This is a genomic window from Pseudomonas parakoreensis (genome assembly GCF_021602155.1).
Classification (GTDB): Bacteria; Pseudomonadota; Gammaproteobacteria; order Pseudomonadales; family Pseudomonadaceae; genus Aquipseudomonas; species Aquipseudomonas parakoreensis.
In genome coordinates, this window is record NZ_BQHY01000009.1 from 151,761 (window position 1) to 166,826 (window position 15,066).

The 15,066-nt window shown below is 52.7% G+C and carries 15 protein-coding genes, 1 pseudogene and 1 riboswitch; of the genes and pseudogenes, 7 read left to right on the forward strand and 9 right to left on the reverse strand.

The genetic code is table 11. The annotated features are described in order from the left end of the window. Positions 1-408: 408 nt before the first annotated feature. Positions 409-1,824: a methyl-accepting chemotaxis protein gene (locus tag L6D63_RS15930; RefSeq protein ID WP_372242222.1), complete on the forward strand. Its 1,416-nt coding sequence runs from the start codon at positions 409-411 to the stop codon at positions 1,822-1,824. 323 nt (positions 1,825-2,147) lie between these two features. Here L6D63_RS15930 and chrA read toward each other — a convergent pair whose 3' ends face one another. Continuing rightward, on the reverse strand, positions 2,148-3,368 hold the full coding sequence (gene chrA / locus L6D63_RS15935; protein WP_372242223.1) for a chromate efflux transporter: 1,221 nt from the start codon (positions 3,366-3,368) through the stop codon (positions 2,148-2,150). Positions 3,369-3,959: 591 nt separating this feature from the next. Between chrA and L6D63_RS15940 the strand changes: the two genes are divergently transcribed. From L6D63_RS15940 to L6D63_RS15950, 3 genes and pseudogenes are all read left to right on the forward strand, one after another. Next, entirely contained in the window at positions 3,960-5,447 is a 1,488-nt protein-coding gene (locus tag L6D63_RS15940; protein ID WP_131670592.1) for a SulP family inorganic anion transporter, read from the forward strand. Positions 5,448-5,458: 11 nt separating this feature from the next. Further along, entirely contained in the window at positions 5,459-6,310 is an 852-nt protein-coding gene (locus L6D63_RS15945; protein WP_131670593.1) for a universal stress protein, read from the forward strand. A gap of 92 nt (positions 6,311-6,402) precedes the next feature. Further along, positions 6,403-6,936: pseudogene (locus tag L6D63_RS15950) on the forward strand (NUDIX hydrolase). A gap of 112 nt (positions 6,937-7,048) precedes the next feature. Here the strand turns inward: L6D63_RS15950 and nhaA are convergent. From nhaA to L6D63_RS15980, 6 genes are all read right to left on the reverse strand, one after another. Continuing rightward, complete coding sequence (gene nhaA, locus L6D63_RS15955; RefSeq protein WP_106115699.1) at positions 7,049-8,251, reverse strand: Na+/H+ antiporter NhaA; 1,203 nt, start codon at positions 8,249-8,251, stop codon at positions 7,049-7,051. Between the two features lie 310 nt (positions 8,252-8,561). Beyond that, the gene (gene ppa, locus L6D63_RS15960) at positions 8,562-9,092 is read right to left on the reverse strand and encodes an inorganic diphosphatase (RefSeq protein ID WP_131670594.1); all 531 of its coding nucleotides are present in this window, start codon (positions 9,090-9,092) and stop codon (positions 8,562-8,564) included. A 2-nt stretch (positions 9,093-9,094) separates the two neighbouring features. Next, on the reverse strand, positions 9,095-9,448 hold the full coding sequence (locus tag L6D63_RS15965; RefSeq protein WP_131670595.1) for a DUF190 domain-containing protein: 354 nt from the start codon (positions 9,446-9,448) through the stop codon (positions 9,095-9,097). 10 nt (positions 9,449-9,458) lie between these two features. Continuing rightward, positions 9,459-9,842: a fluoride efflux transporter CrcB gene (gene crcB / locus L6D63_RS15970; protein WP_017337059.1), complete on the reverse strand. Its 384-nt coding sequence runs from the start codon at positions 9,840-9,842 to the stop codon at positions 9,459-9,461. Between the two features lie 138 nt (positions 9,843-9,980). Beyond that, positions 9,981-10,042: riboswitch (Fluoride riboswitch) on the reverse strand. Positions 10,043-10,186: 144 nt separating this feature from the next. Next, positions 10,187-10,522, reverse strand: a complete 336-nt coding sequence (locus L6D63_RS15975) for a hypothetical protein (RefSeq protein WP_131670596.1) — start codon at positions 10,520-10,522, stop codon at positions 10,187-10,189. A gap of 473 nt (positions 10,523-10,995) precedes the next feature. Beyond that, complete coding sequence (locus L6D63_RS15980; protein ID WP_131670597.1) at positions 10,996-11,478, reverse strand: helix-turn-helix domain-containing protein; 483 nt, start codon at positions 11,476-11,478, stop codon at positions 10,996-10,998. Positions 11,479-11,708: 230 nt separating this feature from the next. Here L6D63_RS15980 and L6D63_RS15985 point away from each other — a divergent pair, with 230 nt between their 5' ends. From L6D63_RS15985 to L6D63_RS15995, 3 genes are all read left to right on the forward strand, one after another. Further along, complete coding sequence (locus tag L6D63_RS15985; protein WP_131670598.1) at positions 11,709-12,101, forward strand: DUF6957 family protein; 393 nt, start codon at positions 11,709-11,711, stop codon at positions 12,099-12,101. A gap of 65 nt (positions 12,102-12,166) precedes the next feature. Then, complete coding sequence (locus tag L6D63_RS15990; RefSeq protein ID WP_236170355.1) at positions 12,167-12,589, forward strand: hypothetical protein; 423 nt, start codon at positions 12,167-12,169, stop codon at positions 12,587-12,589. 90 nt (positions 12,590-12,679) lie between these two features. Then, positions 12,680-13,063, forward strand: coding sequence for a hypothetical protein (locus L6D63_RS15995; protein ID WP_131670600.1), 384 nt, complete (start codon positions 12,680-12,682; stop codon positions 13,061-13,063). Positions 13,064-13,104: 41 nt separating this feature from the next. On the opposite strand, the gene L6D63_RS16000 is transcribed toward L6D63_RS15995, so the two are convergent. Both L6D63_RS16000 and L6D63_RS16005 read right to left on the reverse strand, forming a co-directional pair. After that, on the reverse strand, positions 13,105-13,713 hold the full coding sequence (locus tag L6D63_RS16000) for a hypothetical protein (protein ID WP_131670601.1): 609 nt from the start codon (positions 13,711-13,713) through the stop codon (positions 13,105-13,107). Then, on the reverse strand, positions 13,703-14,833 hold the full coding sequence (locus L6D63_RS16005) for an XRE family transcriptional regulator (RefSeq protein ID WP_131670602.1): 1,131 nt from the start codon (positions 14,831-14,833) through the stop codon (positions 13,703-13,705). The genes L6D63_RS16000 and L6D63_RS16005 overlap by 11 nt, the downstream gene beginning before the upstream one ends. Positions 14,834-15,066 lie beyond the last annotated feature (233 nt).

Sequence of the window (15,066 nt, forward strand, 5' to 3'; positions counted from 1 at the left end):
TGTTCAAATGAAGCATGCCCTAAATCCTATTTCGGTCGACGCCTCCGCATAAATCCTCAATGCTCACATTCAGAAACATAATATCTAAAATAGAAGGCCAGCCTTCTCGAGCTACATTGAATTGCCCGACGAACGGTGCTCAAGCTCGCGTGGCGATTGACGACATTGCTGATAATTCACACGAGGCTCTAATTATGATACTGCGCAAACTCAACCTTGCTCCGCGCTCGGCTCTATGCTTTGGTTTCTTTTGCCTTATGATTATTGCACTTGGGATCATCGCCCTTAAGCAGACGTCAAGTTTGAAGGATTCTGAAAGTTTCGTTGAAACGAATGTTGTTCCCAGCATATCCATACTTGGGATAATTGACAGGGAGTTTGTAAGCATCAGAGGTAGCAACGCTACGGTTGCGCAACCCTGTAGAGCCCGCAAGTCGCAAAACTCAAGCTCTAGAGGAATTAAATAAGGCTAGAGTTAATATCCAGAATTCGCTGACGAATTTGCAACCTCTAATCGTAACCCCGATAGGCAAGCAGAAAATTGATGAGCTTTCAAAAAGCCTTGCCAGCTATCAAACTGTTCAAGATCAATACTTATCTCTAATTTCCTCAGGAAGTTTAGATGAGGCAGTCAAGCTTTCCAGCGAGTCGATGAAACAATCTGCTGATGCTGTTGAAGGCCATATCGAAGAAATGATAGACGTTAATAATAACAAAGCTAAACGAGCCGGGGAGGAGGCGAGTCAAACTTATGAGCAAGCTAAGTTAATCGTTGGGGCATTTATATTGATAAGTACCTTGGCAGCTATTGCACTGGCCTTGATGTACACCCGGAGTATTACCAGCCCGATCAGCCAATTACTAGCTATTGCCGAGCGCATTGCTAAAAACGATCTCACCGGAGTTATCGAAGCTCAAGGACACGATGAGGTGGCTAGACTTATGCGAGCTTTAAGTGTAATGCAGCATGGTCTACGAAATACCCTTTCTTTGATATCTGATTCCTCCAACCAGTTGGCTTCGACGTCTGAAGAAATGCATGCTGTCACCGAAGACGCAAATAAAGGCATGCTGCGTCAAAATAACGAAGTTGAAATGGCAGCCACTGCCGTCACTGAGATGAGTGCAGCGGTAGAAGAGGTAGCTAGAAATGCCTCGCAAGCCTCTGAAGCAGCCAATCGATCCAACTCCGCCGCGTTGGCTGGTCGTGCACGCGTCGATGAAACCGTGCAGGCCATCAGCCTGATGGTCGCAAATGTTGAAGACGCATCCCAAGAGGTACAAGGGCTCGCCGTAATGGCCACCGACATCAGCAAGGTTTTGGATGTGATACGCGCTATCGCCGAACAAACCAATCTTCTTGCGTTGAATGCGGCTATCGAAGCCGCTCGTGCGGGTGAGGCGGGTCGAGGCTTCGCAGTAGTCGCTGATGAAGTCCGAGCTTTAGCTCATCGTACTCAGCAATCAACCAGTGAAATTGAGCAGATGATCAGCTCAATTCAAAAAGGCACTGGGTCTGCTGTGTCTGCAATGACTCACACAAACACCCAAGCCCAGAAAACACTGGACACTGCTCAAGGCGCTGGTTCCGCGTTGGTGGAGATTACCGAATCTATCGACAATATTACTGAGCGCAACGTTTTGATTGCGACCGCATCGGAGGAGCAGGCTCAGGTTGCAAGGGAGGTAGATCGCAGCCTGGTGAGTATCCGTGATCTTTCAAATCAAGCGGCAGAGGGCTCAAGTCAGACAGCTATTGCAACGTCCGAACTCACAAAACTAGCGGTCGAGTTGAACAGGCTGGTAAAGCAGTTTCAAATGTAGTTATAGCCCTCTTTACTGGAGCGTTACGTGCATAAACTATCAATTTTTATCAGGTAGTTCGCAACTTTCAAGTGGGGTTTAGGTGCTCCGGGCCTGCGGAGCACCGGTAGCTCGACTCTTTGATATCCGCCGTGGGATTGCCATCCTGTAGAAGTAGAACGTATCTGGGATTGATGAGCAGGCTGAGTTGGAGGATCGCTGGAGTCACTCACGCTGAGCTTAACAGTGTGTTGCAGTCAACGTCTGCTTGAGCGCGGTCGCAAAAATTGTGGGCACAGCGACTACCCAAAATTCGAGGCAAGCACATATCTGTTTAACCGACCTCAAAACTCTATGCTGAGTAACCATCCGAGAAGACCTCCCACCAGGACGACCAACCATGGAGGAACCTTCCAGAACATCAAAGCCACAAGCGCTATCAGCGCCAAGCCAAAGTCTGTAGGAGTCAATATGGCGCTCGTCCAGACTGGATTATACAAGGCTGCCAGGAGAAGACCTACAACTGCTGCGTTTACGCCTGAAAGTGCGGCTTGGGTGCGTAAGCTTTTCCGCAGTTGCTCCCAAAATGGCAACACGCCGATTACGAGCAAGAACGAAGGAGCAAAAATTGCAACGACGCACGCGGTAGCCCCGAGCCAACCAGAAGGTTGGGCATTCATGGACGCGCCAAGAAATGCTGCGAATGTAAAAAGCGGGCCTGGTACGGCCTGTGCTAAACCATATCCGGCAAGAAACGTGTCATTGGCTACCCATCCGTTCGGTACGGTAGCTGACTGAAGCAACGGCAGCACAACGTGCCCACCTCCGAAAACTAATGACCCAGTACGGAAAAAGACGTTTACCACAGCTAACGCTTGAGAGGGCCACACTTGAACCAGTAATGGCAAGCCAGCTAACAGGCCGAAGAACAGCAGCAATAACACCGCACCGACTTTCCTGCTCACCGATATCGGCAAAGACTCCGTAGTTTGGCTCTGATGGGTTTTGAAGAGCATCAATCCTATGACGGCACCGAAGAAAATCACGCCAATCTGCCCCCAAGCATGCGGCCAAAGCAGTGCAGCATAAGCAGCAAACACGGCGACGGCTATTCGAGGGGCATCAGTGCAAAGACTACGGCCCATTCCCCAGACGGCTTGAGCAACGACAGCCACTGCAACAATTTTAAGACCATGTAAAAGACCGCTCGGAAGAGCCCGTCCCCACGAGGACATGCCCTGAGCGAATAAAACCAGGATTGTTGCCGAAGGCAATGTGAAGCCTGCCCACGCAGCTACTGCTCCAGGAACCCCGGCACGAGATAGTCCTAAACCTATTCCAACCTGGCTACTGGCGGGCCCCGGTAAGAACTGGCACAGAGCAATCAAATCCCCATAACTACGCTCGCTCAGCCATTGGCGTCGAGCGACAAATTCTTCGCGAAAGTAAGCTAGATGTGCAATCGGGCCTCCGAAGGAGGTGAGCCCTAGGCGCAGAAACACCAGAAAAACCGCCCAAGGGGAGTCAGTCGTGACGGCCTTTACACTATCTTCGGCTGCCAATATCCATCCCTCCCAAAATGACTGCTGCACAAAACCAAATACTTTGGAGCCAACGGTATATAGGCTAACCGATGGCCTTCCTTAGGCATACGCGGCTAGCCCTGCGAGTGGATCAGAACTTGGTTTCATAATGATGTACCAACTCAGCGAAAACCAGTTCGAGCTCTAAGCGGGTCTCGCGAGATGCTTACCGCTTTCACCGTTGCCACCCGTAACAGAGCCATACTTGCAAATTAGACGTTGCTCAAAAACCAACTCTTCAGCTACCTCTCTTTTAGCATTAAATGTTCGTGGAGCTTGACACTGGGTCGCGATCAAGGGTGGATTTACTGTATACTGCCTGCTCTGCATACCCTTGAGCTACAGGAACACTCGCATGACTGTACTCCAAACGATCTACTGGCAGCCTACGCCGCCTTAGCGCTACGCCCCCTCGCAACATCCTGCTTCCGCTAGCCTCGCTCGCGGGTGCGCACTGCTGTACGCCTGGTTTTACACCTTAAGCACACAGCAAAAAATCCTCAAAATTTGAATTTGTATCGATTCGCTCGCCGTTCCCTTGGCGTGCGCGATGCTTTGCCTTGGATATTTTCTATGCTGCAAAAACTTAGACAAACGTGGTTTTCCAATGTCCGTGGCGACGTGCTCGCGGGGTTAGTGGTCGCACTCGCGCTTATCCCTGAAGCAATTGCCTTTTCCATCATCGCCGGTGTAGACCCCAAAGTCGGTCTCTACGCCTCATTCTGTATCTGTGCTGTCATCGCCTTTGTCGGTGGGCGCCCCGGAATGATCTCGGCGGCTACCGGCGCCATGGCACTGCTCATGGTTACGTTGGTTAAAGAGCACGGACTTCAGTATTTGCTGGCCGCGACCCTTCTATGTGGCGTACTTCAAATCCTTGCCGGCTACCTGAAGCTTGGCTCGTTGATGCGGTTCGTTTCACGGTCGGTAGTCACCGGTTTCGTAAACGCATTGGCGATCCTGATTTTCATGGCGCAGTTGCCGGAACTTACGAATGTCACCTGGCGCGTCTACGCCATGACGGCAGCGGGCCTCGGGATCATCTACCTGTTCCCATACGTACCGAAGATCGGCAAGCTGATTCCGTCACCGTTGGTGTGCATCCTGACGCTGACTGCCGTCGTCATTTACCTCGGTTTGGATATCCGCACCGTCGGTGACATGGGCCAACTGCCGGATACGTTGCCGATTTTCCTTTGGCCCGAAGTGCCGCTGAACTTTGAAACCCTGCGCATCATTTTCCCGTACTCGGCTGCCTTGGCCGTAGTGGGTCTACTCGAGTCAATGATGACCGCGACCATCGTCGACGACCTTACCGATACCACCAGCAACAAAAACCGCGAGTGCAAAGGCCAGGGTGTGGCCAACATCGCTGCCGGCATGCTTGGCGGCATGGCAGGTTGCGCCATGATCGGCCAGTCGATCATCAACGTGAAATCTGGTGGCCGCACCCGTCTCTCGACATTGTGTGCCGGCGTTTTCCTGCTGCTGATGGTGGTATTTCTTGGCGAATGGCTCTCCAAAATCCCTATGGCGGCACTCGTGGCTGTGATGATCATGGTGTCCATCGGCACCTTTAGCTGGGATTCTTTGCGTAATCTGAAAGAGCATCCGCTGTCGACCAACCTTGTCATGGTGGCGACCGTCGTGGTCGTCGTGGCTACTCACAACCTGGCCTACGGCGTACTGGTAGGTGTGCTGCTAGCTTCGCTGTTTTTTGCCAATAAGGTTGGGCACTACCTGGATATCAAGAGCACTCTGGAAGAGACGGAATCGCATCGGACTTACCACGTCGTGGGCCAGGTGTTCTTTAGCTCTGCGGACAAGTTCACTGAAGTTTTTGACTTCAAGGAAGCTCTCAACAAAGTCACCATCGATCTCACACAGGCGCATTTCTGGGATATCACCGCCGTCGCAGCCCTAGATAAGGTCGTGATCAAGTTCCGACGTGAAGGGGCTGAGGTTGAAGTGCTAGGTCTCAATGATGCCAGCGCAACAATCGTTGACCGCTTCGGCGTTCATGACAAACCCGGTGCCATCGACAAGCTCATGAGCCACTAAGGAGAACAACAATGACCCACGTAATGGCGTGCATTGATAACTCACAATCCTCACTGGCGGTCTGCGATTACGCAGCATGGGCCTCGCAACGACTCAGCGCTCCCCTGACCTTGCTTCATGTGCTGGATAAGGAGAAATATCCTGCATCCACTGACCTCAGCGGCAATATCGGTCTCGGTAGCAGAGAACATCTACTGGAGGAGTTGGCCACGCTGGATGCGCAGCGTGCAAAACTGGCCTTGGAGCATGGGCAGCACATGCTTGAAAAAGCTCGCGAGCGAACAGTCATCTCTGGCGCCATGTCACCTGATCTGAAGCAGCGCCACGGCCATCTCGTCGAGAGCCTGAGCGATCTCCAAGACGACATTCGATTGCTGGTGATTGGAAGAGTCGGTGAGGACAGCGCGCGCAGTGCCCAAAGTCTTGGCAGCCAGATTGAAGCGGTAGTCCGAACTATCCACCGCCCCATCCTGATTACAACCAGCCATTTCAGAAAACCTGAAACGGTCATGGTGGCATTTGACGGCAGCGCTGCAGGCCACAAGACCGTACAGATGCTTGCTTCAAGCCCGCTATGCGAGGGCCTGCCAATTCATATCGTCATGGTTGGTACGGACTCTGAAGAAAATCAAAACGAGCTGGAGAAAGCACGAGCCACACTTGCCTCTTCTGGCCTGCTAGTGCATGCCGAGATCCACCCAGGCGAAGTAGAGTCGGTACTGCATGCGTATCAGGCAGAGCATGGCATTGACCTCCTGGTCATGGGTGCGTACGGGCACTCACGCATCAGGCAGTTTCTTGTAGGCAGCACGACCACGACGATGCTGCGGACATCCACTTTACCCGTATTGCTGCTTCGCTGAGCCAGTGCCACTGGCCACAGTATTTCCAGAATTGCGGAAATGCCGTGGCCACCCTGGACGATGACTAACTGATCTTGCGGTAACGAAACTACATGCAACTCATAACTGAAATTGTTCACCCCGAGCTGAAATCCAAACAGGGCAGAGTATTCCGTCGACATGCAGCACGCGGCATCGTGATGCGGGATGAACAGATCCTGTTGCTGTTCACCGAGCGCTATAACGACTTCAGCTTTCCTGGAGGCGGTCTTGATGGTGACGAGAGCATTGTCACAGGCTTGAAGCGTGAGCTTGAGGAAGAGACTGGTGCCCGTGAAATACAGGTGCTCCAGCACTACGGTTACATCGAGGAGTACCGGCCCTATTGGAAGCCACAGTACGATCTGATGCACATGACCTCGCATTTTTATCAATGCGAAGTCGCGCCCCAGCTAGCGCCCGTAAGAATGGAAAGCCACGAAATCGCTAATGGTATGCGGCCTGTCTAGATCAACCTGCATGAAGCCATAACGCATAATGAAGCCGTGATGCAGCGTCAGGAGTCATCGATGGGGCAGTTCATTCAGCGCGAAACGTTCATGCTGAAAAAAATCGCGTCCGAGTTGATGCCGCCAATCAGCCTTTGAGGGGATATTTCAGCAACTTGTGGCGTAAAGCACGATGACCTCGCTTCGCGAGACGATGTTCCGGCCACAGGATTTCTGTCAGGGAGAAACTCCGTGGCCGGCTCGCTTACGCTTATTTAGAAACCGTGGCGGCGACAATGGCGGGCGCAGCGCTGCGTCGCAAAATCAGGACTCCACCGATTGCAGCCAGGGTCGAACCAATCAACACGCCGACTTTTACCTCATCGATCAGGTGAGCTGATCCAGCAAACGCCAGGTTTCCGATGAACAGGCTCATGGTGAAGCCGATGCCACACAAGAGCGCAACGCCGTAAAGCTGTGCCCAATTGCTGCCTTCCGGCAGTTTGGCCAAGCCCATACGAATGGCCAGAGCAGCCAATAGGAAGATGCCAATCTGCTTGCCCACCAACAAGCCGAGCGCAACACCCAGCGGAACCGGATCGACTAGGTTTTCCATCGAAATACCGGCCAATGAAACACCCGCATTGGCGAAGCCAAAAATCGGCACCACAGCGAACGCTACCCACATATGCAGCTTTTCTTCTAGGAACAGCAGTGGAGACCGGGCTTCCTCTTCAGGCTTACCCATTGGAACGCACAGCGCTACAGCGACACCCGCAAGGGTGGCGTGCACTCCCGATTGCAGCACGAAGAACCACAGCACACCACCTACCAGCAGATACGGGAACAATCGTCTGACGCCCAATCGATTCATTGCGATCAGAATGGCCAAGGTTGCAAGCGATGCCAGCAACATCGGCATGGAAAGACCAGAGGTGTAGAAAAAGGCAATGATGACTACAGCACCCAGGTCGTCAATGATCGCCAAGGCGGCGAGGAAGACCTTCAGCGACGTAGGGACTCGCCTCCCCAGCAACGACAAGACGCCCAAGGCGAATGCGATGTCGGTAGCGGCTGGGATAGCCCACCCCTTCAAAGTCTCAGAATTACCCCAGTTGATTGCGATGTAGATCAGCGCAGGCACAACCATGCCACCTAAAGCACCAAACCCCGGCAGGGCGCGCTGGCCCCAAGTAGAAAGCCCACCTGCCAGAACCTCTCTTTTGATCTCTAGGCCGACCATCAGGAAGAAGATGGCCATGAGGCCATCATTGACCCAATGCTCCACAGACATGCCCAACCAGACACTGTGCAAGGCGGCAAAATAACCTTGCGAGAGAGGCGAGTTCGCCACGATTAGGGCCGCGAGTGCTGCGCCCATCAGTACAAGACCGCCAGCGGATTCCGACGATAGGAAGCGAGCCAGAATCGCGGCTGCTCTAGGGGTTTCTGCGGGAGCTCTACTATGAGTCATCAGTGTCCTTGCGCTTTGATCCAAAGCGATTATTTTAACATCCGAGGTTTACCAGCGCGGCAGGGCACATAGCCTGTAACGATTTACACCGAGCCTTAATCAGCCTTCAGTGTGTTCCCAGGCACGGGCTCGCTCATGAAACGTAGGAGCGCGCTCCAAGCACATAGCCTCACTAGGCGAGCGAGCATCGATCCTTCTTTACAGGCGTGTGGCTCCTCGGATATTTGATGATTGAAGCAACTGAGGCCCAGCATAAATGCACGCACCTCAGCGCGATCCTACGACAGTGGCATTTGAATCTGGAGTAAGCCTATTTGGGGATATACGCCGCTACCGACTTGCGAATCTCTTCCCGCGCCTCATCCGCGCTCCCCCAACGCCCCATCTTCACCCACTTACCCGGCTCCAATGCTTTGTAGTTTTCGAAGAAGTGCTGGATCTGTGCGAGGAGTAACGCAGGGAGGTCTGAGCACTCTTTCACGTCGGTGTACATTGAACTAAGTTTTTCATGAGGCACTGCGATCACCTTGGCATCCGCACCAGCTTCATCCGTCATGTAGATCACACCAACCGGGCGACTGCGGATGACAACTCCAGGTGAGACGGGATATAGGCAAACCACCAGGACGTCCAGCGGATCGCCATCGTCGCTCAGCGTGTTCGGGATAAACCCGTAGTTGGCCGGGTAGAACATCGGCGTGCTGAGGAAGCGGTCAACAAAAATTTGTCCGCTCGGCTTGTCCACTTCGTACTTAATCGGCAAGTGGTTTGCAGGAATCTCGATAACGGTGAAAAAGTCATCGGGGATGGCGTTGCCAGCTGGGATGTCCGCGTAGCTCATGTTCATAGCTCCGAAGTTGTGGAGGGTGTTGAGCTGGAAGGTGTTTTTCCAAGGGTGCCCATCTCGATTGGCGTCTTCGTGAAAAACACCGATATTTCCTCAGAGTCCAATCGTTTGAACAATCGTTTTGCCTCATCTTCCGTGATTGCAAAGCGAATCTCCGTGGGTTGATCCGCCAGCTCAAAAAAGTGCGATGAATGCAGTTTTCCTGTGTGCCCAAACCCTTCGATTCCGGTGCAGAGCGTGGCGCCTCGCAACCCCATTTCTTTAGCCACGTCGACGATCCATTCGCCTAGCATCTTTCCCTGATAACGACGGTTTTGTTGGGTGAAGAAAACGACCATATAGCCTTTCATTTCTATCTCCTCAGCGAGTACCAATCATTTGGTAGGACAGAAGCCCGGCAGCGGTCATCGCTAACGAGCCTGCAACGTGCAACGAAATTGAGCCAAGCGCCCATACCAGTCTGCCCTCCTGAATCAAGGCAACCGTTTCGGCTGAAAATGTAGAGAAGGTAGTAAGCCCACCACAGAAGCCCGTGATGATCAGGAGACGCCACTCTGGACTAAGGGTAGGGGAAGCGGCCAAGAAGGCGATGGCCAGGCCGATGATGTAGCCCCCAACCATGTTCGCGACCACAGTACCTGGAGGAATCGTAGGAAACAGAGCATTCAGTTTCATGCCCAATATCCAGCGCAACCAGGCTCCAAGTGAAGCGCCAACGGCGATGACCATTAATGACTTCAGCATGGCGAGCCCACCTCATCAGACCTGAGTGGACTAACTCGCAAGCGGCTCGCGCTGAAAGAAAAGGGAAACTCGGAGGGTAAGATCATAGCCTGTCCTAAAATGGAGGACAGGGAGACGCACCTACGCACCCTGTCCAGGGTTCACGTAGGCATCATCAGCACGAAGGCGGTTAAAGGAGGAATGCCATCTCCTGATCTGATCCTATAGCATCAGCGCCAATGGCATCAAGAGGCATCAAGAGCAGTTGCATGTAAGCGATCTGAAGGCCCTTTAGCCATGCAAGATGTTTGATCAATGATCCATGTACGGGCCGACCCTTTGCACGATTAGGTCATTTGGCGCATTTACATGGATTTAACCGATACCACTTCCACGTACTTGTACTTCTTCCTAGCAGCCTTCACAGCCTCCTGCTCAGCAAGCAATGAGCTCAACGTATCAGCCTCGTGAATCAACTCGACCATTTTCCCTTCAAACTCGTTTCCAACGCGTAACGTGACCCTCAACCTGGGCGTGAATGCTTTCGCTACTTTCTTCTTGGCTGCTGGAGCGACCACCGGTTTCGCGAGCACAACTTCTTCCACTGGCTCCTCTACTACAGGAGCAGACATCTGCTCCTCGGACTGAGGCGTACCGAATAACGCACGACGCATTTCTTCTTCAGTTAATTCAGAGTTCATAGAACATCTCAAAGGGGGCCGTAATCAGCTCGACGAATTCTACTAGGATGGCTGCTCCAGCGTGTCCTCTGGAAGTATGTATGAATCACCCGTTGCTCGACCTACATTCCTAGATCGACCTCGAGCCTGGCCCCCTTCAAGCTGGGCGGCAGCTTTTCGACTGGCATGGCCTTCAACAACTTGTCGGCGAGATGCTCCGCGTGAGCCGAATAGATCGCGATCCTGTCTGGCTCTAGTGGCCTGTAAGGTACTACCGCACCGACAGATGCTTGGGCAATTCTCAGTATATTCAGCACGTCATTGCTAATGTGAAGACTTTCCAGGTACTCGACGGTTGCGCGTGCTCGCGGCTCTGCCTTTGTCCATAGTTCGACAACGATGTGATGAAGCCCTACGGGCCAAGGTGTTGCAGAGCACTCTTCCACAGCAAACCTTCTTGGGACATTTTCAGCCTGGTGCTGGTCATCCAGAAGTCACGGCTGTTCGGGCTTGGTTGTTTTCAAATACCTACGAACAGTCGCTTCAGAAAGCCCCAACCTTTCCGCGATCTCAGCAACAGAAATTCCCCACTGCTTCAATCGATTGGCCTCAATGGTATTTCTAGCCGCATCAGGACGAGCTGGCCGCCCAGGACGTGGCTTTCCAGTTCGAGCCTGCGACTCAATCTCAAGATCGATCCCTGCCTTCCTAATTCTTGCGAGTTGCTTCGTAAGACGTTTCTGACCGTCCTTGAATGACTCGTGATTTTGCATGGAGGTCGCCATCAGCAGGAGCGTAGCCGGATCGAGGTCTAGGATCCCGGCGAGCCTCACCAGGACGTCGAGTCCAATACTGACTTCTCCGCGCTCTATACGGCTGAAATGAGAGCGCCCAAGATTGTTGATGTCCTCTTGGGACAGACCTTGGCCTCTGCGAATTCCACGAACCACGACAGCCAGTGCTTCTGCCGCATCCATCGGTATTTTCCCCAACCAAATCTGAGGATAAAGCCACACCCAGTCGCTTCATAACACGCCCAATCAGGTTCGTTATGATTGCCTTGGGGCTTATCTAGAGGTTTAATAGCTTTACCCATGCGCCACGGCCACGAAAAAGCAGCCCTGTCGTGGATCAGCCAAGCCATCGTGAACGGCGGGCAGAGAGAGTTGAATTGTCAATTTGATGGTAATTACTGAGGGGAAGCCTTATGGCTAGCGTCGTAGAACCCGACTTTATGAAGGGGCCACGTACACCACTGGAAGGCCTGTCGAGCAGCTCTGATGCACGAGCGCTGGCGAACCAACGTTTTCCCGAAAAGCCTTACTGCTTGGTTCGAGACTGGACAATATTTCGCATTGAAGTCACCCGCGACGAACTCTTCAAATGCCAAGCAGCGGGCCAGCTCCCGATGATCCTGTTTGCTCACAACGTGGCAGAGGACAGCCAAGGTCGTTTCGAACGCGGCGATTGGGTTCGTTCAAGCATGTGCACAGGTCTCCACGACGGTGTTGCGTTCGAGACCAGAAACTCTATTTACGTGTTGATTGGCCCTGGTCATGAACAGCTCGCGAGCCTGAAAGACGTTTTCTCCCTCTTTTAACTGCGCTCTATATCGGAGCCCGTTCAGGCCAAGGACATACGATGTTTAGAACACACGACGCCGACATGCTCGGTCTACCAGGTATGTTTGGTGAAGGTCAGTACCAATGGCATCAGGTATCCAAAGTGCTTCGTAATCACTGGTATCACGTAACTGTCCAGGCCAAGTACGAGGACAGAATTTCAGAGGCGGTTCTGATGATCGACAGCGAACCACGGCTTCAGCAACTGCTGATTTCCCAGGACGCGGAGACGATCATCACAGAGGTGCAAGTAGTCACACCTGCCCACATGAATGGCACGGGAGTTTGGCGCATGGAGAAACTGACCAAAGTGACGCTTGGTGAAGACCAAAACGAGTGTGTTGTGTGCCTGCTAGAGGTGGAGACCGGCTCCAAATACCACAGCTCTCACCAACCTGGCTTCAACACTGATGTGCTGAGCAACCTTCGTCCGATCTATCACGCAAACATGATTCGTACAGCCTGAGATTTACCAAGATTCCTGCACGATACCAGCACAGTTGGTTGCGTGTGGTTTTCCTGGTAACGCCATACTGGCTGCGAAAGGAGCGCAATTATGCTGAACACTGTGGATGTGAATCTTCATGGAAAACGACATACAGATTTCGATCTTGCACGAATCCTAAAAGCACAGGCGCAAGGCTTCGACAAACCGATAACAGCCTATCTCTGCGGAGTATCCATAAAGGCTCGTGCTGGATTAGGCGTCGTGTTTGGTCACAACCGCAAAGACCAATATGGACGGTTCGGCGACGGTCACCTGATCCGGACTTCTGACGTGATTAAGGCGGAGCGCGAGGGCCGATTTTGGGTACTTACCACAGAGAATTCACGCTACGTGATCGCGACGTTTCAGCACGGTAATGGGCGTGCGAGTCTTCGCCAGTTTCTGCGATTGTCAGACGGCCAACACCATCTTTCCCCGCACTTACTGCAGTAGTGGCGCAGCCCTCAACGCCCTCATTCTGCGGTATGCCTTTTTCAAAGCAAGGCATCGAAATCTGGTGTCTTGTTGGAAGCATGGATGTTCAGCCGGCACTGCAGCGCCATACCGTAAGCTGTCTCCAGATGCGTAGCCAGCGAGCCACCCATTTCGATATGTTGAGATAAAACCACCTGGTGATCTGCATCTGTAAGAACATTGGTGAAAATGAGCCAGGAATGCATGTGTGGCGTTGTCTGGGTTATCGCTTGAGCAACACTTTCTGAGAGAGCTCTGGCCTTGCGATCATCAGTGATGAAGGCTTGGCGGATTCTGCTTGCGAAGGCGATTGACGACAGCTCGCCTTTTCCGAGTTTTTTTCGGCTTTCAAGGGCTGCGATGGCTTGGAGATCGTCAATGCTGCAGGAATGGGACGCGAATTTGCCCTTGGTCTGCTCTTGCTTGAGGCGCTCTCTCAACTCGAGGTCTGCTTCGGTGGCGGCTGTGCGGGGCTTGACCAGGCATTCGTATAGGACGAATCCAGTCATGCAGAACTCACACTTGGCTTCTTGAGCTGCCGCATACAGTCGGCGCGAAGACAAAATGTTCCACACCGAGCAGGTGTCGGCCACATTGATCTTGTGGAATTTCGATGGATCAATAGCCATGTATTGTCCTTCCATATAGAGAGGCAAGTGCTGCCAGTTCGCCATAGCCGCAGAGAAGAGCTTCGGCCAGCCTGCCGAGGCTGATGATGCCTTGGCTATGTGCGTCCAGGCAAAGCTTCACGTAATGGTCGGACAGACCGCGTTCGAGCAGAGCGACTTTTCTCGCGCGTTGCTGGAGGGTGAGGCTCTCAGGTAGTTCGGGGTCTATCTTGGCTTGTCGAGTAACACGGTAACCTCGGATTCGTCGACTGGTATCAATGTCGGCTCGCTTCGCGGCCTTCAAGGCTATACCCAAGGCGTCACAGCTCACTCGAAACTTATTAGCCCATCCTTGAGCTTCCTCTTCAGACCAAGTAGTTGGGTCAGGAAGCAAGCTGAGCGTTTCTGGAGGCATGAGGTAACAGGAGGCGAACCTATTCGCCCGCACCTCCCGGATGTCTTTGTCTCCCGGGATGGTTACGCTTGCTCCTTCTTCACTATCAAAAATGCAGTGAGCCATCTCGTGCGCTGCACTGAATCGCTGTCGGTAAACGTCCTCGGTGTAGTTAACTAAAATGCATTTGCCGGCGACGGGGTGCATCACAAAGAGGCCTGAGATTTTGGAGTTGTCTAGCTTTCGCCGGAACACATGCACACCGACTGAGCGAAACTCGGAGTAGATGTCTCGGGGCACCTCTCGGTCTGTATGACCCATTTGCCGGCGAAATGCCTTTGCCGCGCCCTCGGCATGAGATAGGAAGTAGTTACCCCGTGGGGTGTAGGCAAAGGTACTGACAGCACCACGGAGTTCTTGGGTTAAAAATTCTTCGGTTTCGCAGATGTACAGAAACTCTTGAATGGCAGAGCGATCTTCCTTCGAGAACTCACGGCCATGCGCCCGGTAGAGCGTTTCAGTTTGCTCAAATGGGGCGACCTGCTCGTTTGAAATAAAGAATTTGAAGTCGCATCGATAGTAGTCGGCAAGGATGAGCACCTCGTCTCCGGTAGGCTCCAACGCACCTTTCTCGATACTACTCAGGCGCTCAACGTTGATTGCTGTGAAAGCTGCGACTTCGTCAACGGTTCGCTGAAGCTGAATACGGTAGCGTTGAAGCTTGTCACCAAGGGCCTGGAGATTCATGCGCTGTTTGACGTCCTGTTAGGCAATGCACCGAGACATCATAGTCGGTTTTCAAGGCGCTCCACTTCTCGAGTCCACATCTATATCGCTTTATTGGAGCTTGAATCGCCGGATTGTTAGTTGGATCGCTGAGGGTGCGAGTCTTCCCCATCTCACCATTCGTTGAGGTAGCATCAGCAGCACAAACTGCGCTTACCAGCCCAAACCGCGCTATGCAATTTCCAGGAGGAAGT